Source organism: Paenibacillus andongensis, from assembly GCF_025369935.1.
Taxonomy (GTDB): Bacteria; Bacillota; Bacilli; order Paenibacillales; family NBRC-103111; genus Paenibacillus_E; species Paenibacillus_E andongensis.
Window position 1 is genome coordinate 6,295,094 of sequence record NZ_CP104467.1, and the last position, 23,662, is coordinate 6,318,755.

The window sequence follows — 23,662 nt, forward strand, 5'->3', positions numbered from 1 at the left end:
CTGGCATGATGCAAGTCTGTAAATCCTTCATCATCTCGTTTTGTCATCAAGGATATTTTTCAATTCCTTAATCTCTTCCGCTGATAGCTGCTCTTCCTTCAAAAAGTTAACAAGCAACGGCTTAAAGGCACCGCCGTAAATTCTCTTTAGGAACGATTGCGTTTCTGACTTCACACATTCATCTTCGGATACTAATGGAAAATAGGCATACACTCTGTTTTCCTGTGAATACGAAATCGCTTGTTTTTGAGCTAATCTGTTTAAAAGCGTTCTAACTGTTTTCGGTTTCCAATCCGTTCGGACTTCCAAAGCTTCAATCACTTCATTTGCCGTACATGGTGTCTTAGCCCAGAGAACTTTCATTACTTCCCATTCCGCATCGGATATATGGGGAACATTTTTCACAAGCTTACCTCCTGACTTTTTCAAGGATTACATATGTAATACAATAGTTATATTACAACTGTAATCCTTGGAAGTCAAATGCAAATTAACAAAATAAAAAGCTGCTTGCCATATAGGGCAGAAGCAGCTTTTTATTTTTTAGCATTATCCCGTTTTAACGCTCTTTTAATCACCAAACATACGTGGAGTTGTATCATGATCTTGCCCTTCTAATCGTTTACTCAAAGTTTGAAACCAGCTATCAGAAAGCCCTTGAACGGCAAGTATTTTTTGGATGCCATTCTGATTTCCCTTATCATGATGCATCAATTGATTCGCAAAATGGATGGTAACTTGGTGTTCATTCCGTTCCTTCAATATAACCGAATCGGTTTTGTTCACAAAACCTTCCTGTAATACCCTAAAATAGAAGCCAGTAAATCCAGTATCTTGAACCTGTGCAGCAAGGTCTGTCACATTGAATTTTTTTGCCAGCTTATGGCAGGGTTGGCGGGGCTGGCTCACTTGTAAAATGGAGCTTCCTACTGCAAAAATATCCCCTATACATACCTCTGACTCCAACAATCCTAATGAAGTAAAATTTTCGCCGAATGCTCCGAAAGAAAGGGGGCGATTAAGTTGATCTTCCCAATACGCATAATGCTCAAAGGGATATACGCATACCGCTTTATCTTTGCCGCCGTGGTAACGCAAATCCGCTTGCCCATCGCCCTTCAAATTTGTAAAAGAGAGAAATAACTCCTCCTCAGTCGCTTCTTTGAAAATACCGGTTTCCAGCTCTTTCCCTTGATATTCCATCCTGAGGGGCATTCCGATATTTAATGAAAGTATACGCTGTTGAACCAATGTGATTATTCCCCCCGAAGTTTAGGTGTGTGTTCAGGACATTCTTTTAAAGTTGCCTCGTGAGCAAGATATTTTTTAATCAAATTACAATAATGCGGTTCATTACCGTCACCAATATTGGGTTGAAAGTGCATGCACCCCAGGCAGGGTTCCGACACGACTAGATGGCCATTTTTCTGCAAAGTCGACGCCACTGAACCCAGTCCCAGTTCAAGATGATCCAATACTTCATCGCTCATTTGCGACATAACTTCCTCTAGCGAGCTTCCCCAATCTTGAAGTCGACGCGCCATAACAAAGCCTTTCTCTGTTAACTGTAGAAGCGTGATACGTTTATCACTTGGATGCTTGTCCTTTTGAACAAATTCTTTTTCCATCAAGCCATTGATGATTTTCACAGCAGTTACGTGTGAGGATCCAATCATATCGGCAAAATTCCCTACACTCGCAACATCCGAACGCGTATGGTAAATGAACAATAATCCTTGAATTTGCGCAGGGGATAGCCCTGCTTGATCACTTTCGCTCTGCGTCATTTTTTTGATCGCTTGCGTTAGTCGAAAGAGAGTCATCGCGACCCGGGCCGCTTTATTATCATGACGATATTGCGGTTCGAATAGCATATCAACCAATCCTTCCGATGTCGAATATTCCTATTGTACATTGGAAGGCGCAAGAAAATAAAGGTAAAAAAATGAAGATGCCTCTATAGCAAGGCATCCTGTTTTACGCTATCCTTTTTTAATGTCTTCAAGGCTAGCTCCGAAGTTAATGTGATAAACCGCGCCATCTAAAATCAAAGCAGGTACAGATTTTACAGCCAACTTCTCAGCTTCAGCAATGCGTGATGGCTCTTGGCCCAGATGAACCACCTTAACGTTAACCTTCGATTTGTCGAGATACCCTAACACGGATTGCTCTGCATCCACACATACCGGACATCCTGCATGATAAAATACGGCTGTCGACATAAGAATCATCTCCTCTTCCTTATTATGTAGCATTGCTACGTGATAAATATACAAATTTTTCTTATTCCCGTCAATACATTTATTGACAAAAAAAAGCTGCTCACCCACATAAAAGGCATAAGCAGCTTTGGATTTCTATGCTGTTTGTCACACAAAGTTCATTAACTTTCTCACACGAACTTCCAACTCAACGAGCGAGAACGGCTTCGTCATATAGTCGTCTGCTCCCATTTGAAAGCCTTTGGCTAGATCATCTTCCTTCTTCTTACCTGAAAGCATAAGTACCTTCATATCCCGAACGTTTAGACGCGGATCATTCTTTATCTTCGACAACAATGAGAACCCATCAAGTTTCGGCATCATTCCATCGAGAATACAAGCATCATAGGCATTCGCGAGCAGCAAGCCAAGCGCAACTTCCCCATCTGAAGCATGGGTAATTGTAATCGGTAAATGCTCTAAATGTGAAGTGAGAATCGCTCGTAAAATCGGATCATCGTCCACAATGAGCAGATTTTTCTTGTCAATTTGCGGACTGGCCGTTAACTTACGTTGCTCTGACCCTTCATCCTCTTCCGAAGCGCTAACAATTCTATCCCTACCTAGTTGCTTAGCTTGGTACATCGCATCATCAGCCTTATCCACCCACTCCGCAACCGTCATCCCCTCATGCCACTCTGCAACACCTGCTGAAAAAGTAATCGAGAAGGTTTGACCCTCGTACTGTGCTACGGCATTTATACGTACTTTATGAAGTATGGATTGCATGGTTGCAAATGCCTGCTCCACCGATGTATTCGGAAGGGCAATAACGAACTCTTCGCCGCCAAAACGTGCTAACAGGTCTGTGGAACGCAAGTTCACTTGCAGCAAATGAGCCAAGCCTTGGAGCACCAGGTCTCCTACGTGATGCCCATAAGTATCATTGATCCGTTTAAAGCAATCAATATCAATAAAAACAAGTGAGATTGGTGCAGGGTAGCGCTCAATGCGCTGCAATTCCATACCAATCTGAAGATCAAAATAGCGACGGTTGAACACCCCGGTCAGTGGATCACGGAATGCAAGCTGTTCGAAATTTCTAGTCCTTTTGAGCAGTCCGTAGATTCTTGCGGCCAATTCCTCGTACTGAAACGGCTTTGTCACATAATCATCGGCTCCTAAGTGGAAACAGCGGACCTTATCATTCAAATCGTTACGTCCCGACAATACAATAAGCGGTAACCATTTCAATGTTGGATCCTCTTTGAGAAATTCAAAAAGCTCATAACCAGACTGAGGATGCATCATAAGATCCAGCGTCACTAAATCATACGTATGTTCACGTAATAATTTCATGGCACTCTCCACATCGGCTGCTTCGTCAACAATACAATCATCAAGTTGAAGTCGACGGGTCAAATAAGTACGCAGCACCTCGTCGTCATCCACAAGAAGCAATCTACTCTTCATGGACCTGAGCAAAGAGCCGCCTCCAGGTTCCTGCTGTTCATCCATCTGGATTTCCGTCACACAGATATCATACTCCATATTCATTTCACGAAGTGAAATGATACTGCGTTCTGCGCTTTCAATAATGGGGTTGATCGCCAAGAGCAGCTCTTCTCCGTCATTATCCATGGATTGCGTCCATTCCCAGGCTCGAACCATATCCTCAGCCAGTTTACCGATCCGGACATAACCAAAAATAGGCGCACTGCCTTTAAGTGTATGTACGATGCGATAGAACTGTTTTAAATCATCGGCCACAGCCGCTAACTGGATCGTATCAAGCAGCGAGTTAAGCTGTTTGAGCTGCTTTTCAAATTCACGAACAAACAGCTTTCTTCCTTGTCTAAGAATTCTTGCATCTCTATCTGATTCTGACTTGGAGTCCTTCAACCCCTCAAGGTTCGTATTACTCATGACAGCCAATCACCCTTTTTATATATAAAATAATCTCTATCTCTATATAGTTCGAATTAACGTTGTAATAATTGTCCGACCGTATCTATTAATTGAAGAGGGCTGAATGGTTTTACAATATAAGTGGTTACGCCTGCTGCTTTGGCTTTTTCTTTGTCCTTATCTAAAGCTTTAGCCGTCAGCAAAATAACCGGAATATCCCGATTGGCGTTATCGCTATGCCGCAGCCATTCACAGACTTCAACACCCGTCCGCTCCGGCATCATATAGTCAAGAATGATAAGATCATAGGTTTCTTTTTGCAATTGTTCCATCGCTTGTTGACCATCTTCAACTTCCGAGATGGCATAACCTTCATCAGAAAGAGTTTCAGTAAGCAGGAAACGCAGCGCGATTTCGTCATCTGCAAGCAATATTTTATAAACGGACATGGCGTTCTCCTCAACCTGTAGAATTACCACCAATTATATCATCTAGTGTCGAAGCAAGGAACTAAAATGTTCCAAGTTTTACTATGAAGAGACGATATACTCACTTAAGGTTGGTGGATGAGTGAAAGAGTGAAAAAATGAATGAATCAACCTCTAAAGAAAGCTTCATCGCCTCACCCCTTAACCCAAATGATAACAAAAAAGAGCCTACAGAATTTTTATCCTGTTGGCCCTTCCTTGTTATTTAGTTCGCCACGACCCGCTCATTATTTCAATAAGACCGCTGACATCTTGCCAAATGTATACCCAACCTTCTCGTGAGCCGTTCACGTCAGTTATCCATACGCGTTCATACTCATTGGACTGACCTGGACCGTAATAATCTTCCAAAATGTCCATGGCCCTAAGCCCTTCCTCCGTGACCTCAAACCATTCACCGACAACGATACCTTCGTGTGCTTCCGCATGTTCGTCACTATACAAAGCAAGTGCTGGGTAAAGACCGACATCGTACAAACGGCCGCGAACCGCACCAGGCTGAACGGAGAGTACGTAAGGCTCAGCAACATAGTGGTTGCTCTCCCCTACAAGAAGCGTTCCATAGACGAAAACTGAAATCATAGCTTCACTCCCTGATGTTACCGCGCAGCTCCGCCAAGAATAATATCCAAATGCCGGGAAGTGTCATACACCGTCTGCAGCGGACTTTCTGCATACAGACCGACTTCAGCCGTTACCGTATCGGTATACCCGATGTCCTCTAACGCCGATCGAACTGCCGTCCAATTGACATCGCCCGAGAGCAGTGGGACAAAGCCATTGCCATTGCCTACGCTTGGCCGATAATCCTTCACATGGATTTTGAAAATACGTGATCCAAGAATTCGAATCCACTGCTGCGGATAACCGTTATGCAAAATATTGCCTACATCAAAATAAACCCCGACATATGGAGATTGAAGATCGTCGACATAAGCACGCATTTCAAGTGGCGAAAGCAGGAATTTGTTCCACACGTTTTCGATGCCAATGCGAACGCGCCGTTTTTCTGCTTCTTTCACCAGCAAAGCGAGTTCCGCACGGCTGCGGTCGTAGCACTCATCGTACGAGGTTATCTCGTTGACGGCTCCTGGCACGACAAGTACCGTATCGATACCTAGCAGCTCGGCTAGCTCCAGCTGTTTCTCGACAACACGACGCCCCTGCTCACGGATAGACGCGTCCGCGGAAGATAGCGGAGTTTGCCATAGCAAGGAGGTAGACAAGCTTCGCAGCTGAATACCGTACTCTTCTGCCAATCGGCCAACCTCCTTGGCCTCCGTCGCAGTCATTTCCATGGTCAAACCAACGCCGCCTAACGGATTGACATTCAGCTCAACCGCGTCATACCCGGCCTCACGGCTAATCGAGAATAACTGCTGAAGCGGCAGCCCTTCCGGAAAACACCATTGATTTACTCCTTTTAACATGCCTTAACCTCCTTTGTGGATCTCAAAATGGAAACATTCATACGCTTATGCCGAAGTGATCGTTATCGTTTGTTTCGCTACCGCAGAATCATTCGCCGCCAGCGTAACCTCAAGCGTCGCAGCCGCTTCGCTATAATCACCGAGCACTAGCTCCTGTCGTCCTGTTTTTACAGCTGCGACAAATGCCCGATTCTGTTCGAGGTAGAAATCCATCTCCGATGTCAAAGTCACGTCTTGCGTGTCATCTACAATTCGAACCGTCATACCGCTTATTGACACGTAGAAGTCATGCCCGAAAAACTCCACATCCCCGCGTCCAATTTTGCGCGACAAGACCGTATTGCTAATCGTCCCTAGCGCCCCGCTGCGGAGGCCGAAAGATACGATACCCACATCATACACCGTTGCCTCTGGATAATTTCGATGGATGTGTCGCTGCTCGTAGTTCGCTTGGACGTAGTCAAACTCACCAGCCAAATAACGAATTAAATCCACTTGATGTGTCGATTGCTCAACAAGTTGACCGCCCGAAAGATTCATAAGCCTCCACCAACCTACTTCTGGTATGCCGCCAATTCGGTACGCGAGCACCATGTCTACTTGCTTATCAGCCAAGTACGTCTTTGCCTTCTGCACAGTGTCCAGATAGCGCAAGCAATAGCCCGACGAATGAATGATGCCGGATTCGCGAATGATCTGTTCTTTACGACGCACTTCCTCCATATGCAAGCCGGTAGGTTTCTCCGATAACAGATGTATACCCCGTGCTGCAGCCGCTTCTTCAATCCCTTCCCTAGCAAAAGGCGGCGTACATATATAGAGCGCATCGATTACTCCCGCATCCAACATTTCTTTCAAAGTTCCGTACGTCTTTGCGCCAAAAGTTTCAGCTATCTCCCTCGCCCGATCCGCGTTCATATCGCATACGGCCGTAATCACTGCGTCATCGATTTGCTGTAATGTTTTCATGTGGTACTCTGCCATGCCGCCTACACCGATAAATCCAATTCTTACTTTTTCCATCTGTCGTGCCCTCCCAATGTGTTTACGTTTACTCCATTAGCATATCGGAACAAAAAGCGCTTGTATTTAGGGAAACCGAACCGCAATTTACGCAAAACGAAGGCTAGTTCAACATCAAACCGTGCTGCAACCGTTGACTTTTCCGCCAAACTGTAGGTGGGAGACCTTCTTGCTCCTTAAACCACTGTGAAAAGGAATGCAACCTGAAAAAGCCTACCTGTTCGGCGATTTCACGTATATCTTTATCTGTTGAGCTAAGAAGCCATTTTGCTTCCTGCAAACGGCACTGCTGCTGATATTGCTTTGGGCTAACGCCGTACATTTGTTCAAAGACGCGGCGAAAAGCGGGCTCCGTAAAACCGGCCATCTCTGCCAAATCAGACATGTGAACAGATTCCTGTACATTTTCACGAATATAGTCAGCCGCTTTCGTCACGGTCATCCCCTGCAAATCCTGCTGCGAGTGTTCAAGTAAAAAAAGCAGCAGCACTTCCATCCATGCCGAATAATTAGCTTGCTTCTCCTTTAAGAACGACGCTTTCATCCGAAGCCACTCCCGGAACAATCGCTCGAATCGCTCTTTGTCCAGTCGGGATAAAGCAAGGAATATAGGTGATCGATCTGCACCTCCGTCGCCAGTAAAGCCGCTTCCTCCGAGCTTATCTACCAGCTCCAACGTACGTGCCGTTACGCCCTGCAGTAAAATAACCCCAAACCTCACATTCGTCACCGCTTCAAACCTGTGTAACAATTCTGGCGGGATAATCACGATATGGCCTGCTTCCATCCAGCTTCGCCTCGACCACTCGAACAAGCACCGTCCTTCCAGCACGATACTGACTTCAACGGCCGAATGACGGTGAAATCCATCATCATAAAAATCGGCATCATGTGTGCCGATAAAACTGCGGATATCCAGCTCATCTTTCATTTGTCTTGCACCACCTCCAAAGCGGACCTGACGCTCATTACATATTCATTCTTTTTAATTTCAAGAAAATAAAAGCATTTCCTTTAATTTGACGACAAATTGTACTAGGCAGGCTCAACGAAAAAAAAGCAGCACCTCTAGGGATGCTGCTTCTATACTTGATTGGCTGTTAATTCGCGTGTTTTCACGATGATTTTGCGGATGCTGTCTTCCGACAGATGAAAGACTTTGATTAGTTCCATCACAGTGGAACCGGTTTGGTACAACCGGAAAATTTCTCGATTTCTACGCTCAATGATAATGCGTGTTCCGTTATTTTCTCCCCATCCAGCGCGCTTCTGCTCTTTCTTAGGGATATATACGATTTCACCTTGGATATATTCTTGTAATTGTTTTAATAGGTTAGGGGGAAGAACGTCTTTCCCGTTCTTGTAACTCATGGATGAAAACCTCCTCAAATTGTCGAGCAAAGTTAAACTTTGTCTGATTTGCAGAGAGTATCTTCATCGCCCCTTAACCTCCTACCATTCTCAAAAAATGGAATAAAAAAAACACGATCATAATCGTGCCTGTCGGTTGTATGCAATTATACAATTCAGGTGAACGGTTATTCCACGAATGATATTCAGTTAGGAGACGAGTACCTCTGCGGCGGCCGCAACATTCATCGCTACTGTCATTGTGTTCATTAAAAAGCACTCCTTTCACCAGATAGTTTAATTTTTGGAATTTGGGTTGGAGAGCAAAGTCTCTCCTAATTAATGGTGTTCACTATGTGTTCACATTCTCATTATATGTAAAAAGCATCTCGCTGTCTACTCATTCTGGAAAAATATGCGGGGGCCTAGCGACCCCCGTTTGGAACGATGGACTCTGCTTACGCAGAGACCACCTCTGCTTTTGTTGTAATCACCTTGATCACTCCTTTCCGAAGTAATTAGCCGGCCGGCTACCTCTATATTTACTCATATTTCCAGCTTGTTCTCAAGTGAAAGAATGGTTATAAAGATTCTTTCCTAGTTGAGGTGATTTTGTTGAGCAAAATGATTGGAATGGCGCTTGAACGCGCAAGAAAAACCCTATAGATTAGCTGCCAAGGGGGGGAGGATTTCTGCATAAATGATCTCAGAATCATAGAGGTGGTCTAGAATTGGATCATTACCTGCAGAAATGCTCTTCTGTCAAGAAAGTGGACACTTCTTTAGTTAAGCTGCGTTCTGGTAGTACAACTTTTCGAAGCGTAACGGAGACATGTAGCCAATCGTGCTGTTAGATCGTTTCCGGTTGTAAAAGATTTCGAGGTATCGGAACAACTTCTCCTGCGCTTCTTGCTTCGTCTTAAATTTGGGTTTGCTGTAGATACACTCACGTTTTAAGATGCTGTGAAAAGCCTCAATACAAGCATTGTCATAACAGTTGCCCTTACGACTCATGCTTGGCTTCATACCGTAGCTTGCTAACTGCTCACGGTACTCCTTTGAGGCATACTGGGAGCCGCGATCAGAATGATGGATAAGGCCTTTGCCTGGCTTCTTTGAGGCGTATGCCTGATTTAGCGCATCCATTACCAAGTCAGTCGTCATTCGATCGCTAAGTTTCCATCCAACGATTTGTTTCGTGTGCAGATCCATGATGCTAGCCAGATAGAGCCTCCCTTGACGGCAAGGAATGTAGGTTATGTCAGCTACCCACTTTTCATTTGGTTTCGTTGCTTTAAAGTCTTGCTCAAGGATATTGGGAGCAATGGGCTGATCGTGATTAGAATCTGTCGTAGTGACCCTGAACTTCCGCGCCATACACGAACGTAATCCATGTTCGCGCATAATAAGACCCACCGTACGTTCCGCTACGGTCCAGCCTTCTTTCACAAGTTCTTTGAATATCCTCGGGCTGCCATAAGTTTCATCCGAATCATAAAAATGCCACTTAATGCGTTTAGTTAGTTCCTCTTTGCGCTTGTTACGCTCGGACACAACAACAGTTTTCCATTTGTAATAGCCGCTCCTAGACACTTGTAGCACGTCACACATCTTCTCCAATCGAAACTCGGAGCGATGATCCTCGATGAATTGGAACCTTAGTTCTTTTCTTTGCTGAAGATGTGCAGCGCCTTTTTTAAAATAGCAAGTTCCTCTTGGAGATCTTGATTTTGGCGTTCTTTCTCCTGATACTCCAGATCTTTTTCACGTAACTGTTGCTCAAGCTGGCGCACTCTTTCCGGAGTAATTACTGACTCCGTCTGAAATTCGTCACGGTATGTAGCTTTCCAGTTGTGCAGAACACCCGCAGATATCCCGAGCTCTTCGGACATCTGCGGCATTGATTTACCTTGCTCTAAGATGTACTTCACTGTCTGCTTCTTAAATTCTTCACTATAACGATTTCGTTCCATCCCGGACACCTCTCCCTCTTATTGATATTATCTTAGTTTCACTTAAGAGATGTCCACTTTTAATTCTAGGTGCAAAAGTACATCAATAAAGGTCGACTAGGAATAAAATCGGATGATTTGATGCAGAAAGTACATCAAAAATGATTAAAAAGTGTACTTATCGGAGAGTTTGGACAATTTTGCTGTAGGAAATGCAGGTAAACGGTGCTGAACGTGCGTTGATGGCGGAAAAACAATGTAGGAAATACTTATTTTCCCGCTTGGACGCTCGATTTGAGAACGCGGCATAAGACGCTTTTATGGGGGATAAGGGATGTTACGGCTGTGTTGAGCGACGTGACTAATGCCCGAGCGCCATCATTGCGATGCCGCTGCTGTTTAACAGCGCGCGGATATCGCGCGCGAACTCCACGGCGTGTGCACCATCGCCGTGGATGCAGATCGTGTCCGCGCGCATGTTCAGGTCATCTCCCTCCCGGGAGAGGACCTTCCCTTCGCGGACGAGCCTTACGACCTGCGCCGCAGCGTCGGCGGCGCCGGAGAGCAGCGCCCCCGGCTGATCGCGGGGCGTCAGCGTGCCGTCCCGCTGGTAGCTGCGGTCCGCGAAGGCTTCGTGAGCTAGCCGCAGCCCCGCGGCGGCACCCGCCCGCAGCAGCTCGCTGCCGGGCGGTCCGAACAGCGTCAGCTCCGCGCTGACGCTGGCGGTCGCAGCCGCAATGGCCGCGGCGAGATCATGGCGCTTCGCAGCCATGTGATAGAGCGCGCCATGCGGCTTTACATGCTGCAGGCGTCCGCCTTCGGCGTGGACGAACGCCTGCAGCGCCCCGAGCTGATACAACGTCAGCTCGTAAGCCTCAGCCGGCGTGATCGCGATCTCGCGCCGGCCGAAGCCCTGTAGATCGGGAAGGCCCGGATGGGCCCCGATCGCAACGCCTTTGCGCAAGCACAGCTGCACAGTGCTGCGCATGGTTGCGGGATCGCCTGCGTGGAACCCGCAGGCGATGTTGGCGGAGCTGACGTAGTCGAGCAGCTCCTCATCCCGGCCAAGGCGATAAGCGCCGAAGCCTTCGCCCATGTCACAATTCAAGTCAATACGCAGAATTCTCACTCCCAGCTCTTCAGTTCTTTCCTTCTTTTTAGTCAGCGGTTCCTCAGTTCTTAACTAAACGCTTCAATGCCCGTCCTTCTTCTCTTCAGTTCGTTCTTCTTCTTCTCCTCAGTTCTTCCGTTCTTCAGCCCTAAGCTCCCCAGCTCTTTAGCACTTCATTCCTTCATTCCCTCAGCTTTCTTCTCTCCAATCCCTCAACACCTAAATCCCCCACGATCCCGCACCCAAGCCCGAACCCCAGCCTCAAGCAGCCGCAAATCCATCATTTGCAGCAAGATCTGCTCTTGGGCTTCCCGGTGGCTGACCTCCCGGAAACGAAGCTTCCCGCCTGGTTTCACCTGAGCTGCTAAGGGAAGATCGGCCGTGATGACATGCGCGATACGCGGGTAGCCTCCGGTTGTTTGGCAGTCCGCCATCAGCAGGATGGGCTGACCACTTGGAGGAACTTGAATCGTACCTTGGATGACCGCTTCTGAGATCATCTCACTCGGTACGCCATCAGAGAGTTCAAGCTTCATCCCTTCCAATCGATAACCCATTCGATCGGATTGTGCGGTAACGATATAGCTTTGAGCCAGCAAGTTCCGTCTGCTTGCGTCTGTAAAAAGGGCGGCTTCCTTCCCTCGTACGACCCTCACAACTGGATTTCCTTCATAATCCGGACGAATAAAGGCACTCACAGACCCAGGATAGTGAAGATTATCGCCTACCACTTCTTGTTTTACCGGCAGAACATCCCCCGCTTGTAATGCCCTACCTTGGTGACCGCCTATTCTTGCACGTAAATAGGTGCTTCTGCTGCCCATTACAGGTTTCACCTCGAAACCACCATACACGGCTAAGTAGGCTCTGCAGCCCTTAACGGCATAATGAACATTTAACTGATCTCCTTTACGGATCAAAAATGGCCGCCAAAATGGGACTCTATTGCCGTCTATATCAACTTCCATATCAGCTCCGCATAAAGATAGCAGCATATCCTTCTGCGCTACCATGCTCGGTCCTAGCAGTGTCATTTCTAGAACAGCTGCTCCCCCATCATTCCCAACAAGTATATTGGCAGCTCGATGCGCAAAGAGGTCCATAGGGCCTGAAGTAATGACGCCATATTTCCGCTGTCCATACCTTCCCTCATCCTGCAAGGTTGATAATACCCCTGGCTTGATGACCTCAAAGCCCATTTCCCATGTTCCTCTCTTCTTCATATTGGAACTGCTCAGCCGTGATGGAAACAAATCTTACATGATCTCCTACCTTCAGTAGAGATGGCGAATCGGATTCCGGATGAAATAGAGCCAGCGGTGTACGACCAATCAAATTCCAGCCGCCTGGCGTTTCAAAGGGGTAAATGCCTGTTTGGGCACCGCCAATGCCTACCGAACCGGCAGGTATCCTCGTCCGAGGTACCGCTTTCCTTGGTGTAGCTAACTTGACATTCAATCCACCCAAATAAGGAAATCCAGGTGCAAAGCCAATCATATATACCGGATAGATCTGAGAGGTGTGCAAGCGCACAATCTCTTCCTTACTAACCCGATGATAGGCCGCAACATCCGCAAGATCTGGACCATAATCGTCATCGTAACAAACAGGGATTTCAATGATTCGTTCAGGCGCGATGCCATCATCCCTATTTTCATTTTCATAATTTCCCAAAAGATGTTGTATATGTAATAAGACAATATCGTAGGGCAGTAATGTATTCGTTAATCCAGAACGCCCACTTCTTCTACTGGTTCCCTCTTCTGAATAGTGGTTATAAACCTGAAAGCTGTCATAATAAATCGTGATTGTGGTATATGCCGATACGATTTCGATAAAACCTTCAAACCGATTATTCTCTAAGTAAGCTGTTAACTGACGTACTCGATTTAGAATGGATACATCAATGTCCGTTCCAAGCCTAATCACAATAGCCGAATCCCCCAGCAGATGGCATTCGTAAGAAAGCTTGGTCATGCAAAATGCTGCTTTTTGAGCCAATTCGCACAAAGTTCAGGCCAAATGTAAGCTTCCTGATGATCATCCGCTATGCCAATACCATGACGCCCGCTCTCAAAAACGTGCAAATCAAAAGGCACTTTATGGCGGCTAAGCGCCCCCGCAAATAGCAAACTGTTCTCGACGGGAACGGCCTCATCATCAGCTGTATGCCAGAGAAACGTCGGTGGCGTCTGCGCTGTTACTTGTTGGTCATTGGATAGCAGTGAGACCAACTTCTCATCCGGTGTTTTTCCCAGTAAATTAATTTTTGAACCTTCATGTCCAAACTCTCCGGAGAATGTAATCACTGGGTAACAGAGCACCATCACATCGGGACGACTGCTTTGTCGTTCGATCGGATCGATGGACTCCTGATCCCCTGCATCGTAATGTGTACCGGCTGTTGAAGCTAGGTGTCCACCTGCCGAGAAGCCGAGAATACCAATGCGGTTCGGATCGATCTGCCATTCTTCCGCATGATGCCTTACTGTTCGTATTGCCCGCTGTGCATCTTGGAGTGGAACCGGGTGTTCATAAGGAGCTACACGGTAATTCAAAACAAAAGCTGAAATCCCAAGTCCATTTAGCCATTTGGCAATTGGCTCTCCCTCATGAGGAGCACGCAAACCGTAGCCTCCTCCTGGGCATACTATAACGGCAGAGCTCAGGCCTTCCTTAGACACAGGGTATAAAGTCAAACTCGGACATCCTTGGTTATATTCACCTATGCTATCCTTGGATGCTCCGGGCCATAATTCAATCGTTTTTATCATACTCAATGTGAAACCCCCTATTTTCATTTTCGTACTAAGTTAATAATATCGAATCTCAATCAAGTAGCAAGAGTCTATTTGACAAAAAAAGGAGATGATCTTCATGATAGTAGCTACAACAGAATACATTGCTGGCTATGAAGTCACGGAAGTGTTGGGCAGTACATTTGGGGTCGTTGTGCGAGCCAGAGGGATTGGCGGCGATATACTTGCTTCTTTAAAAGGGCTTGTGGGCGGAGAAGTCACTCAGTACACCCAGATGGTAGAAGACGGGCGCAAGCAAGCCATGGACCGATTGGTCAAAAATGCCGCAGCCATGGGCGCTGACGCTATTGTAATGATGCGTTTCGATAGCGGTGACATCGGACAAAATATGAGTGAAATCGTCGCTTATGGCACTGCCGTCCGGACACGTAGGCTATGAATGGATTAGGTCCGATTATACTTATTTATGGAACATGGGTCATCGGCTTTATTATTCTCCTTCTTCTGAGTTATCTCATTTATGACAAACGCTATAAAAACAACGGTTCAACGACGCCTAGTAAACCTTCAAATGGCTTTGTCTCAACGCCAGAAGTGTTCATTGATCCAAAGGATGGATTCACCTATCGCGTGTATTACAATCCTAGATCAGGCGACCGGGAATATATTCGCGAATCCTAACGCATTTCAAACAAAAAAGCCGTACACAAGAAAGCGTCTATGCACTCTCTTATGTACGGCTTTATTTATCGCCACAACCTAGTCCCAAATAACTTCCCAATTTCCGTTCACGCTAGCTTCAATCGTGCCTCGCTCCATAATGTACCCTGCCAGTAGTTCTGCTACGTCCGTCGGGATATCCTTGATGACCGGTTTATCCTGGAACATCGCATAATTGCCACCTCCTGCAGCACGGTAATTATTCATAACCACATCGTAGGAAGCTTCGAGATCCAGCGGTTTCCCTTCATATTCCAGTTGAACAACACGCATCCCAATTGGGCGGGATATGTTCAATGTATAGGTAATCCCTTCCCACATATCATAGTTATAATGCGACGGTTTCGGATCTCTAAACTTGCTACTCACCTGAACTTCACCGGCTACTGTTAACTCAAAATATTCTGCTGACTGCTCTAACGCATCCTTGATGTCTTGTCCGGAAATCCGAATCACTTTCAGTGTGTTCGGGTAAATGTAGTTGGACACGATGTCCCTCATTGTAATATCCGATGGAAATCCTGGCGATACGTTATCAAACAGCGCTGTATTGGAAATGGCTGCTCCCGAGAGCTCCATTTGAACACGATTGATGAACTCAATTAGCGCATTGTCCTTCAAGCGAATTTGCATAGGATCTTTGACGAGCATATCTCCGGACAGCTTACCGATGGGTTGGTCAAGCCACTCCTGAGTCTGTGCTTCATAAGCACCGATAAGTTCTATCAATTTGTTGTCCGCTTCAATAGTAGCCACAGAAAGCAGCTCCGATTTCTTGGCATCGATGCGCCATTTGCCATCTACTTTCGAGAGCTCTAATTCAACTTTACCGAGCGTTACACCGGCAGTTCCTGGTTGAACAATGACGACTCCATTGATTTCTACTCCCGCGATGCTCCGGTGTTGATGCCCTGTAAGCAGAACATCTATACCTTCTACTTCCATACATAGTTGAAAGCCCTGATTTTCTCCAGTTAGAGGCTCCGTAGGCTCACCCGTCGTTAGATGTCTTTCAAAACCGCCATGGTAGGAGACAACAACGGCATCCACTTGCTCATGCTCCTTGAGTACCTTTACCCATTTTTTAGCCGACTCTATAGCATCTTCGAACCGAAGACCCTCGATATGATCGGGATTTTCCCAATTCGGAATATAGGGAGTTGTCAATCCCAGTATACCTATACGAACACCGTCCGGTAACTCTTTTATCAAATATGGCTTTCCTAGGAACGGTTCACCGCTCTCCGCATCCACAATGTTGGCACATAACCAAGGAAACTTAGATTCTTGAACCGCTTTTTGCAGCACTCGAAGACCATAGTTAAATTCATGATTGCCAATAACGGCCGCGTCATAACCCACATAGTTCAAACCAAGGACCATTGGATCCATCGGCTCGTTATTCAATCTAGCATGATGATACGCAAGTGGCGTACCTTGAATCAGATCCCCATTATCGATCACAATAACATGAGCTTCTTTCTTGCGTTCTGCAGCAATAAGCGCAGCCACTTTGGATAGACCCACATCGTTAGGTTGATTGTTTGCATAGTGAATGGGCAGCATATTTCCATGCAGGTCACTAGTTTCTAATATGGTTATTTTACTTTTCTGCATCTTACTAGATTGAGTCAAATTACCCACTCCAAGTGTATTATTTTGTCACACTTTACATATCGATTGTCAGATTAACAAATACTTCACACTATCTTCCATATATTATATGATAATGTTATAGTACATCATAGATAAAAGTAAACAATTAAACGGAGGTCAAAAAGAAGATGATGAAAAAATTTACTGTCATTAGCTTGTCCATGATCGTTGCTGCAGGTGTTCTTGCAGGTTGTGCAAAAAAAGAGGAAACAGCTCCTGCTGCTTCCGCAACTGCTAAAGCTTCTGCTACACCGGCTGCAGCTGCAGGCTTTGTACCAAAAGAGCTTAAAGTACAGTTCGTTCCTTCCCAAAATGCAGAGACGCTTGAAGCAAAAGCGAAGCCACTTGAAAAACTATTAGGAGACAAGCTGGGCATCCCTGTTAAGGTTTCCGTTTCAACCGATTATAACGTTGTTATCGAAGCAATGGCTTCCAAACAAGTTGATGTTGGCTTCTTGCCTCCAAGTAACTATGTTGTTGCCCATGACAATCGTAAAGCAGCAGACCTGCTTGTACAAGCAACACGTCTGGGTGTTGACGATGCAACTGGCCAACCAACGAAGGATCTAGTTGATTTCTATAAATCAGAAATTCTGGTTAAAGCAGATTCCCCAATCAAAACAGTTGCTGATCTGAAAGGCAAGAAAATGGGATGGCAAGGTGTTACTTCCGCAGCTGGTTACGTATACCCAGGATTCGTATTGAAAAAAGCTGGCGTTGATCCAGTTAAAGATGTAACTGGCGTTCAATTCCAAGGCCATGATAAAGCGGTAATCGCTCTTCTTAACGGTCAAGTTGACGCAGTTGGCGTATTCCAAGACATTCGTACGAATATGACAAAAGATTATCCAGATGTATTCAAACAAACTCGCGTTCTTAGCTACTCTGATAAAATTCCTAATGATACTATCGCTGTTCGTTCCGATATGGATGCAGCATGGAAAAAGAAAATTACGGACGCGTTCATCGCTATTGGCAACGACCCAGAAGGTCAAAAAGTCATTTTCGATGTTTACTCCCACAAAGGTTATGTAGCTTCTGACGATGCCAAATTCGACATCGTTCGTAGCGTTAACAAAGAAATGGGCTTGAAATAAGCTTAGCTCCCTGTAAAATGAAAATTCCTCTACATGATTTTTTCGAATCATGTAGAGGTTTTTTTATGCATTCTACTCCGAACCCCCCTTGCATACTATGAATGTGGCACGTCCGTGTAAATGTTTTTTTACTTTTGCATGACAAACGTTTACCTGGACCTGTCATATATCATAGTGAGGTGAAAATTGGATGTTCGAAATGCTTATTAGCTGTAAAAAAGAAGTCTCTATCCGTTGCGGTAAAGACGAGATAAGGGGGGTTATTACGAACTACTATCCTACTTTTCGACTTTTGAAATTGAATAACGTCTTGATTCCTATAGAGCTGATCGAACAAATTGAGGTATTAGAACCGGTCTTGGATTCATTCACCCAATCAAAGACACACCGTGGAAATAGGTCGCTTCGCTTGGTAGCCCAAGGAAGGCACTACAGCTAATGCGTAGATAGAAAATTCCTTCCCTTCAAGGGAAGTTGTATTTTCTACATCATTTCACATGCCAAAAGGCTATTTAGCAACTTGAAGTTACAGTTTGTACAACATTTCATTTTACCAATAAAAATCTTCCTCCAAATCGTCTTTCCCGCAATCCGCGATATCCGAAAAACAGTCCTCCTTTTCTCCTAAAAACAAACAACGTTACTGCCCTAAATGGGCCCTCCTAAATAAATGCCATCATTTACGAACAAAGAAGCCTCCAAAACCACTATAATAGCTGGAATTGGAGGCTTATTTTCAACTAAATCCACTTATAAAGACTTTCCCCTGTCGTCACACAATGCGTTTGCGGAGTGTCCCCGAGATGTAGTCAATGACAGAGACGGTGACAATAATACCGATGAGGATGATACCTACTCGCGGCCACTGCCTTGCGTTGAGTGCGAAGATGAGTGGCGTACCGATACCGCCTGCACCAATAACCCCTAGCAATGTCGCTGAACGAACATTAATCTCAAAGCGATATAAGGTATACGAAATGAAATCGGGAATGACCTGCGGCACCACGGCAAACGCCATCCGCTGCCAAATGTTAGCACCTACAGCTGTCATGGCTTCCGTAGGTCCCATATCCATATTCTCAATGGCTTCTGCATAAAGCTTGCCGAGCATCCCTACGGAGTGAAGTCCTAATGCCATAACCCCAGCAAAGGCATTCGGGCCTACAGCTTTAATAAAGATCAAAGCCATAATAATCTCCGGTATAGTTCGTACGACACTTAGGAACAATTTCCCTGTGCCTGAAACTGCACGGAATCGGCTCATATTCGCTGCTGCCCAGAAGGCAAACGGGATACAGACAACCGCTGAAACAAAGTTCCCTAAGTAGGAAATAGATAAGGTTTCAAGCAAGGATCGAAGTAAATCTTCTCCTTCTGGGATATACACATAGGCCCAGTCAGGATGTACTAAACCGGATAACATGGATTTCGTGAGAACCCAGGTCGTTGGCTGGAAGCCTGTCAACTCTAGGCCCGTAAGTGCCCATATGAATAAAGCAATGACCGCAATCCAACCTATTATCTTATATGTCGTTGAACGCGAAGCTGACATCGGTTTCGCGCTGCCTTTTAGCAAATAGGAACGGAATCTTGTGCTGACCAAATCAATAATAACAACAACCAATAAGGTGTAAATAACGATGGCACAGGACTGATCGTAACGGAACAGATCCAGCGTGTTTTTGAGCAGCAAGCCAATACCGCCGGCTCCAACCAACCCGAGAATGGCTGACGCCCGAATACTTACTTCGAATGTGTACAATAAATGAGCCAAGTACGTAGGAGCAACTTGAGGAATGACGCCGAATCGAATGAGTTTAAGTTTGTTAGCACCAACAGCCGTCATGGCTTCAAGCGGTCCGGGGTCAATAGCTTCCGTTGATTCGTAAGAAAGCTTAGATATAATACCAAACGTGAAGAAAATTAGTGCAAGTGTACCGGCCGTTGGGCCAAAGCCTACTAGAACGGCAAACAGTGCTGCGTAGAGTAAATCAGGAATTGTCCGGAATAGATTCATGATAAGTCTAGCTGGATAGAACAACCATGGGGCCGTAGTAACATTACGAGCTGCTAGCAATGCCATCGGGAATGCAAACAGGGCTCCGATTGCTGTACCGATAATGGACATCTGCAGCGTTTGTGCCATTGGCTTCCATATATCAGCAAAAAACAGCCAGTCCGGTGGAAACATCTCGGCTATGAATTTAATAATCTCCGGAGTACCGGTCACGAGCTTCGTCAGCGTCGCATCTGTCTGATAAATACTCCCAATCAAGAAAAGCACCATGATCAGGGCAATGAGATAGATCTTCGTACGAGGAGGCCTCTTGACGGTCGTTACACTCATTCCTCCTGCACCCCCAAGAGCTCGTCTTTCTTAATCGCACGGCCATAAATCTCGGAGAATACATCATCTGTTGCTTCCGCAACGGGTCCGTCGTATACGACTTTACCTGCGCGAAGTCCGATAATTCGAGTTGCATATTCACGTGCAAGGTCAATAAAGTGAAGGTTAACGACAGTCGTTATGCCGAGCTCTGTATTAATCCGTTTCAAATCATCCATCACTTGTCTTGTCGTTAATGGATCAAGGGAGGCTACCGGCTCATCCGCTAAAATGATTTTCGCTTCTTGTGCCAGCGCTCTCGCGATCGAAACACGCTGCTGTTGACCGCCGGACAATTCGTCGGCGCGTGAATAAGCTTTTTCCCGAATATTGACTCTTTCTAGTGCTTTCAGGGAAAGCTCGATATCGTGTTTGGGAAACAAACCAAGAACTGTACGCAGGGTGGAATGATAGCCTACACGACCAGACAATACGTTTCGAATTACGGTTGAACGCTTGACTAGGTTAAAGGTTTGGAAGATCATCCCGATATCCCTGCGCATCCGACGTAGTTCGGCACCGTTCGCCTTAGTTATAGATTTGCCGTGGATCAATATTTCCCCATCAGTCGTCTCATGCAAACGATTAATGGAACGCAGCAAGGTAGATTTACCTGCTCCTGATAGACCTACAATAACAACGAACTCTCCGGGATGAATAGTTAAGTTAATGTCATTCAAACCAACAGTTCCGTTAGGATATACTTTGGAAATATGCTTAAACTCAATCATATAAGTCCTACTTTCTTCTACAGATTATCTGAAGTTCAGACAGACTATTTTCAACGTATTTCGGCAAAATCCTTTTTTCTATCATAACCTTTATTAAATATTCATAATCCATTGTTCGCCATAACAAAAAAGTGGCCTCATAAGCGACCTGAGACCACAATCTTCACGATGTATTATACTTTAGCACGCCAGCGTTCTTCTATCTTCATCCCTTTCCAAACCGCAATGGAAATGGCCCATGCCACCACGAACAGAGCAACTAAGATATAGCCTAACGTCCCGAAATCAATCTCCTGCAGCCACGTCCAGAAGGTCCCTTCCAAGCTGAATTCTTCGGAGAGAACTTGACCTAGCTCGATCACGCCAATGATTAAAGCAGCAATGACGGCCAAAGCGGTCACTGTTAAATTGTAGTAAAGCTTGCGTACCGGTGTATGAAACGCCCATTTGTAAGCTTTGGTCATGAACATCCCGTCGGCTGTATCGAAGAGGCTCATTCCTGCCGCGAACAGCAGAGGAAGTGAAATGACGCCAATAAAAGGAATAGCTTCCTTCGCCGCATGGGCTGAGATCGCTAGCAGCGCAATTTCGCTCGCCGTATCAAAACCTAAACCAAATAGAAAACCTAACGGGTATACATGCCAGCTTTTGCCTATGAAAGAGAAAAGTGGTTTGATCATTCGGGCAATGAATCCACGGGACTCGAGAAGCTCCTCAAACTCTTTATCGTCATTGGTGCCGCCGCGAAATTTCAAGAACATTTTATATAAATTGATAAGAATGAGTAAATTTAAAACACCAATAATGATAAGAAACAAACCAGAAACCGAAGCACCGATAACACCTCCAAAACGCTGCATCCAAGGAAGCTCGCGCTCTGCCCATTGTACGGAGAATGCAGTCACAATGGCCATGACGAAGACGACTGAGGAGTGTCCCAATGAAAAGTAGAAACCAACACCTAATGGGTTCTTCTTCTGTTGAACGAGCTTGCGTACGGTATTATCGATCGCCGCAATATGGTCAACGTCGAAAGCATGCCGCATCCCTAATGTGTAGGCGAGGAGCCCAATCCCCCAAAAGGCAGGCGTCATTTTCGCTACACTATATAATCCGATAAGCCCAAATATATGTAAGAGGACGATCACACCAACGTATCCAGCCCAGTTTCTTCTCTGCTGCAGTATTGATTTCCACATGATTGGCACCCTGCCCTTCTTTTCGTGTTACGATTTAATAATAATGTAGCACACGTGTGCATGACTTGAGAAGTACCTGCCTCATTTTTTGTGAAGAAATCTAACACTTATCTGATATAATAGAAACCGTTCCAAAGATGGACTATGGAAAGGAATGGATCGACCCTATGTCTCTTCGTGTTTTCAAGCTTTTTACGATTCTAGTGCCCGTTCTCATCATCGGCGGCTTTGAGTATATACGTCATGAATTTTTACTCAACTATTTAACCATGGAAGCTGGTAATTTCACGATTACCATCATTACTTTACTGCTTTCCTACCTTTTCGCTTCGTGGATGTTTCAAAGTATTGAGCGCAGCAATGAGAAAGTGACAATCGGTGAAGCACGCAGAGCCGTGTACGAAGAACGCGAGCGTTTGGCCAGAGAGCTGCATGATGACTTGGCTCAAACCCTTTTCTTCCTTAATGTGAAGTTGAAGCAAGGCGATATAGAAGAAGCCAAAGCAGCGGTGTCCGAAATCGACAACTCGTTGCGACAAGCCATTTTTAATCTAAGAACGCCACCGGAGGAAGGAGCTAACTTCCAGCAGCGCATCCACAAATTTCTGGAGAATTGGCAATTGGTGACGGGTATTGAGCTTCATGAGAAGTTAACTGTGGAGGAGAACAGCTTCTCTTCTGGAGAAGAAGTTCAACTTTTCGGCATTATACAAGAAGCGTTCACCAATATACGGAAGCATTCCATGGCAACGCAAGCTTCAATTGTTCTGGAAGCTCATCCTGAGGCATGGCGACTACAGATTACGGATAACGGAAATGGGCTGCATCACGGAACATCAAAGGGGAAGACCTACGGCATTGAATTAATGCAGAAGCGCGCTGCCGAGCTAGGTGCATCTTTCGAGCTTAAGATGAAAGAACATGACGAGATGGCAACCGGAACTACACTTTTGGTACAAGCAGATAGGAGGAAAATCTAATGCTGAGCAATCAGCCGTTTCGCGTTCTCATCGTGGACGATCATCCACTAGCTAGGAAAGCGATACGCAGCATGCTGGAGCCTGTATCCGATTTTTATATCGTGGGGGAAGCGAGCAGCGGAGAAGAAGCTATTCTTCTTTGCGGCGAGGTCGCACCTGATGTGGTTTTGATGGATATCCATATGTCCCCTATGGATGGACTTGAAGCAACGCGACGTATTAAGCAAGCATACGGGGCTATACGTATTGTCATGCTCACCGTGTCCGATGATGTCGCTGACCTCTTCACAGCGCTGCAATTTGGAGCTCAGGGCTATTTATTAAAAAATATGGATCCTGACGAATGGCTCACTTACCTTCGCGCACTGCTCGACGATAACTCAGAAGTCGCTCGGGGAATGGCGGATAAGCTTTTCCAACGATTCCGCGCACCCATGGGTATGCACACAGAAGGTCCGACACCGAGCATGTTGACCTCTCGGGAACAGGAAATTACCGCCTATGTTGCCTTAGGAGACAACAACCGGCAGATTGCTGAAAAGCTGCTGATCTCCGAACATACGGTTAAAAATCATATGAAAAATATATTGGTAAAGCTCGGACTCGAGAATCGTGTCCAGCTCACCGCATTCGCCATTAAGCACGGATTGACACGAAAAGGACAAAACTAG

General features: G+C 45.7%; 26 protein-coding genes. 5 read left to right on the forward strand and 21 right to left on the reverse strand.

Translation table 11 applies throughout. From position 1 onward, the window contains the following. Positions 1–30: 30 nt before the first annotated feature. The 17 genes from blaI to NYR53_RS28220 form a co-directional block, all read right to left on the reverse strand. Complete coding sequence (gene blaI / locus NYR53_RS28140) at positions 31–405, reverse strand: penicillinase repressor BlaI (RefSeq protein WP_261302381.1); 375 nt, start codon at positions 403–405, stop codon at positions 31–33. A gap of 165 nt (positions 406–570) precedes the next feature. After that, a complete protein-coding gene (locus NYR53_RS28145) occupies positions 571–1,251 on the reverse strand; it encodes an MOSC domain-containing protein (RefSeq protein WP_261302382.1) in 681 nt (226 codons plus the stop codon). 5 nt (positions 1,252–1,256) lie between these two features. Further along, positions 1,257–1,874: a MarR family winged helix-turn-helix transcriptional regulator gene (locus tag NYR53_RS28150; RefSeq protein ID WP_261306549.1), complete on the reverse strand. Its 618-nt coding sequence runs from the start codon at positions 1,872–1,874 to the stop codon at positions 1,257–1,259. A 108-nt stretch (positions 1,875–1,982) separates the two neighbouring features. Next, entirely contained in the window at positions 1,983–2,222 is a 240-nt protein-coding gene (locus NYR53_RS28155; RefSeq protein WP_261302383.1) for a thioredoxin family protein, read from the reverse strand. Between the two features lie 147 nt (positions 2,223–2,369). After that, on the reverse strand, positions 2,370–4,127 hold the full coding sequence (locus NYR53_RS28160; RefSeq protein ID WP_261302384.1) for a response regulator: 1,758 nt from the start codon (positions 4,125–4,127) through the stop codon (positions 2,370–2,372). Positions 4,128–4,183: 56 nt separating this feature from the next. Beyond that, positions 4,184–4,558 carry a response regulator gene (locus tag NYR53_RS28165; RefSeq protein ID WP_261302385.1) on the reverse strand — a complete coding sequence of 125 codons (375 nt, stop codon included), beginning with the start codon at positions 4,556–4,558 and terminating at the stop codon, positions 4,184–4,186. Positions 4,559–4,798: 240 nt separating this feature from the next. Next, positions 4,799–5,179, reverse strand: a complete 381-nt coding sequence (locus NYR53_RS28170; RefSeq protein ID WP_261302386.1) for a gamma-glutamylcyclotransferase family protein — start codon at positions 5,177–5,179, stop codon at positions 4,799–4,801. Between the two features lie 17 nt (positions 5,180–5,196). Continuing rightward, positions 5,197–6,027 (reverse strand): sugar phosphate isomerase/epimerase family protein, encoded by an 831-nt coding sequence (locus tag NYR53_RS28175; protein ID WP_261302387.1) that lies wholly within the window; start codon positions 6,025–6,027, stop codon positions 5,197–5,199. 45 nt (positions 6,028–6,072) lie between these two features. After that, the gene (locus NYR53_RS28180) at positions 6,073–7,050 is read right to left on the reverse strand and encodes a Gfo/Idh/MocA family protein (protein WP_261302388.1); all 978 of its coding nucleotides are present in this window, start codon (positions 7,048–7,050) and stop codon (positions 6,073–6,075) included. Between the two features lie 103 nt (positions 7,051–7,153). Next, entirely contained in the window at positions 7,154–7,981 is an 828-nt protein-coding gene (locus NYR53_RS28185; RefSeq protein WP_261302389.1) for a helix-turn-helix domain-containing protein, read from the reverse strand. Between the two features lie 152 nt (positions 7,982–8,133). After that, positions 8,134–8,421, reverse strand: a complete 288-nt coding sequence (locus tag NYR53_RS28190; RefSeq protein ID WP_261302390.1) for a CD3324 family protein — start codon at positions 8,419–8,421, stop codon at positions 8,134–8,136. Positions 8,422–9,186: 765 nt separating this feature from the next. After that, the gene (locus NYR53_RS28195; RefSeq protein ID WP_261306429.1) at positions 9,187–10,047 is read right to left on the reverse strand and encodes an IS3 family transposase; all 861 of its coding nucleotides are present in this window, start codon (positions 10,045–10,047) and stop codon (positions 9,187–9,189) included. Positions 10,048–10,058: 11 nt separating this feature from the next. After that, entirely contained in the window at positions 10,059–10,373 is a 315-nt protein-coding gene (locus tag NYR53_RS28200; RefSeq protein ID WP_261300801.1) for a transposase, read from the reverse strand. Positions 10,374–10,713: 340 nt separating this feature from the next. Next, a complete protein-coding gene (locus tag NYR53_RS28205; RefSeq protein ID WP_261306550.1) occupies positions 10,714–11,475 on the reverse strand; it encodes a LamB/YcsF family protein in 762 nt (253 codons plus the stop codon). A gap of 200 nt (positions 11,476–11,675) precedes the next feature. Beyond that, entirely contained in the window at positions 11,676–12,686 is a 1,011-nt protein-coding gene (locus tag NYR53_RS28210; protein ID WP_261302391.1) for a 5-oxoprolinase subunit C family protein, read from the reverse strand. Beyond that, positions 12,652–13,440: a 5-oxoprolinase subunit PxpB gene (gene pxpB, locus NYR53_RS28215; protein WP_261302392.1), complete on the reverse strand. Its 789-nt coding sequence runs from the start codon at positions 13,438–13,440 to the stop codon at positions 12,652–12,654. Before pxpB ends, NYR53_RS28210 begins: the two co-directional genes overlap by 35 nt. Further along, positions 13,437–14,237 carry an alpha/beta hydrolase gene (locus tag NYR53_RS28220; protein WP_261306551.1) on the reverse strand — a complete coding sequence of 267 codons (801 nt, stop codon included), beginning with the start codon at positions 14,235–14,237 and terminating at the stop codon, positions 13,437–13,439. Before NYR53_RS28220 ends, pxpB begins: the two co-directional genes overlap by 4 nt. A gap of 103 nt (positions 14,238–14,340) precedes the next feature. On the opposite strand from NYR53_RS28220, the gene NYR53_RS28225 reads away from it, so the two are divergent. Both NYR53_RS28225 and NYR53_RS28230 read left to right on the forward strand, forming a co-directional pair. Further along, positions 14,341–14,661: a YbjQ family protein gene (locus NYR53_RS28225; protein WP_261302393.1), complete on the forward strand. Its 321-nt coding sequence runs from the start codon at positions 14,341–14,343 to the stop codon at positions 14,659–14,661. After that, positions 14,658–14,903, forward strand: a complete 246-nt coding sequence (locus tag NYR53_RS28230) for an HD family phosphohydrolase (RefSeq protein ID WP_261302394.1) — start codon at positions 14,658–14,660, stop codon at positions 14,901–14,903. The genes NYR53_RS28225 and NYR53_RS28230 overlap by 4 nt, the downstream gene beginning before the upstream one ends. Before the next feature lie 78 nt (positions 14,904–14,981). Here NYR53_RS28230 and NYR53_RS28235 read toward each other — a convergent pair whose 3' ends face one another. Beyond that, positions 14,982–16,559, reverse strand: coding sequence for a bifunctional metallophosphatase/5'-nucleotidase (locus NYR53_RS28235; RefSeq protein WP_261302395.1), 1,578 nt, complete (start codon positions 16,557–16,559; stop codon positions 14,982–14,984). A 167-nt stretch (positions 16,560–16,726) separates the two neighbouring features. Between NYR53_RS28235 and NYR53_RS28240 the strand changes: the two genes are divergently transcribed. After that, on the forward strand, positions 16,727–17,695 hold the full coding sequence (locus tag NYR53_RS28240) for a phosphate/phosphite/phosphonate ABC transporter substrate-binding protein (protein WP_261302396.1): 969 nt from the start codon (positions 16,727–16,729) through the stop codon (positions 17,693–17,695). Positions 17,696–18,467: 772 nt separating this feature from the next. On the opposite strand, the gene phnE is transcribed toward NYR53_RS28240, so the two are convergent. From phnE to NYR53_RS28260, 3 genes are all read right to left on the reverse strand, one after another. Next, positions 18,468–20,042, reverse strand: a complete 1,575-nt coding sequence (gene phnE, locus NYR53_RS34675; RefSeq protein ID WP_437180104.1) for a phosphonate ABC transporter, permease protein PhnE — start codon at positions 20,040–20,042, stop codon at positions 18,468–18,470. Next, positions 20,039–20,812, reverse strand: coding sequence for a phosphonate ABC transporter ATP-binding protein (gene phnC, locus NYR53_RS28255; protein WP_261302397.1), 774 nt, complete (start codon positions 20,810–20,812; stop codon positions 20,039–20,041). The genes phnE and phnC overlap by 4 nt, the downstream gene beginning before the upstream one ends. Before the next feature lie 173 nt (positions 20,813–20,985). After that, entirely contained in the window at positions 20,986–22,011 is a 1,026-nt protein-coding gene (locus NYR53_RS28260) for a HoxN/HupN/NixA family nickel/cobalt transporter (RefSeq protein ID WP_261302398.1), read from the reverse strand. Positions 22,012–22,148: 137 nt separating this feature from the next. Between NYR53_RS28260 and NYR53_RS28265 the strand changes: the two genes are divergently transcribed. After that, positions 22,149–22,991 carry a sensor histidine kinase gene (locus tag NYR53_RS28265; protein ID WP_261302399.1) on the forward strand — a complete coding sequence of 281 codons (843 nt, stop codon included), beginning with the start codon at positions 22,149–22,151 and terminating at the stop codon, positions 22,989–22,991. Continuing rightward, complete coding sequence (locus tag NYR53_RS28270; RefSeq protein WP_261302400.1) at positions 22,991–23,662, forward strand: response regulator; 672 nt, start codon at positions 22,991–22,993, stop codon at positions 23,660–23,662. The genes NYR53_RS28265 and NYR53_RS28270 overlap by 1 nt, the downstream gene beginning before the upstream one ends.

Coding starts and splice junctions, on each gene's coding strand:
- NYR53_RS28265 (WP_261302399.1), top strand. CDS start 22,149: ATGGACTATGGAAAGGAATGGATCGACCCTATGTCTCTTCGTGTTTTC.
- phnE (WP_437180104.1), bottom strand. CDS start 20,042: ATGAGTGTAACGACCGTCAAGAGGCCTCCTCGTACGAAGATCTATCTC.
- NYR53_RS28155 (WP_261302383.1), bottom strand. CDS start 2,222: ATGTCGACAGCCGTATTTTATCATGCAGGATGTCCGGTATGTGTGGAT.
- phnC (WP_261302397.1), bottom strand. CDS start 20,812: ATGATTGAGTTTAAGCATATTTCCAAAGTATATCCTAACGGAACTGTT.
- NYR53_RS28230 (WP_261302394.1), top strand. CDS start 14,658: ATGAATGGATTAGGTCCGATTATACTTATTTATGGAACATGGGTCATC.
- NYR53_RS28240 (WP_261302396.1), top strand. CDS start 16,727: ATGATGAAAAAATTTACTGTCATTAGCTTGTCCATGATCGTTGCTGCA.
- NYR53_RS28170 (WP_261302386.1), bottom strand. CDS start 5,179: ATGATTTCAGTTTTCGTCTATGGAACGCTTCTTGTAGGGGAGAGCAAC.
- NYR53_RS28190 (WP_261302390.1), bottom strand. CDS start 8,421: ATGAGTTACAAGAACGGGAAAGACGTTCTTCCCCCTAACCTATTAAAA.
- NYR53_RS28220 (WP_261306551.1), bottom strand. CDS start 14,237: ATGATAAAAACGATTGAATTATGGCCCGGAGCATCCAAGGATAGCATA.
- NYR53_RS28180 (WP_261302388.1), bottom strand. CDS start 7,050: ATGGAAAAAGTAAGAATTGGATTTATCGGTGTAGGCGGCATGGCAGAG.
- NYR53_RS28260 (WP_261302398.1), bottom strand. CDS start 22,011: ATGTGGAAATCAATACTGCAGCAGAGAAGAAACTGGGCTGGATACGTT.
- pxpB (WP_261302392.1), bottom strand. CDS start 13,440: ATGACCAAGCTTTCTTACGAATGCCATCTGCTGGGGGATTCGGCTATT.
- NYR53_RS28175 (WP_261302387.1), bottom strand. CDS start 6,027: ATGTTAAAAGGAGTAAATCAATGGTGTTTTCCGGAAGGGCTGCCGCTT.
- NYR53_RS28270 (WP_261302400.1), top strand. CDS start 22,991: ATGCTGAGCAATCAGCCGTTTCGCGTTCTCATCGTGGACGATCATCCA.
- NYR53_RS28210 (WP_261302391.1), bottom strand. CDS start 12,686: ATGAAGAAGAGAGGAACATGGGAAATGGGCTTTGAGGTCATCAAGCCA.
- NYR53_RS28200 (WP_261300801.1), bottom strand. CDS start 10,373: ATGGAACGAAATCGTTATAGTGAAGAATTTAAGAAGCAGACAGTGAAG.
- NYR53_RS28150 (WP_261306549.1), bottom strand. CDS start 1,874: ATGCTATTCGAACCGCAATATCGTCATGATAATAAAGCGGCCCGGGTC.
- NYR53_RS28160 (WP_261302384.1), bottom strand. CDS start 4,127: ATGAGTAATACGAACCTTGAGGGGTTGAAGGACTCCAAGTCAGAATCA.
- NYR53_RS28225 (WP_261302393.1), top strand. CDS start 14,341: ATGATAGTAGCTACAACAGAATACATTGCTGGCTATGAAGTCACGGAA.
- NYR53_RS28235 (WP_261302395.1), bottom strand. CDS start 16,559: ATGCAGAAAAGTAAAATAACCATATTAGAAACTAGTGACCTGCATGGA.
- NYR53_RS28165 (WP_261302385.1), bottom strand. CDS start 4,558: ATGTCCGTTTATAAAATATTGCTTGCAGATGACGAAATCGCGCTGCGT.
- NYR53_RS28185 (WP_261302389.1), bottom strand. CDS start 7,981: ATGAAAGATGAGCTGGATATCCGCAGTTTTATCGGCACACATGATGCC.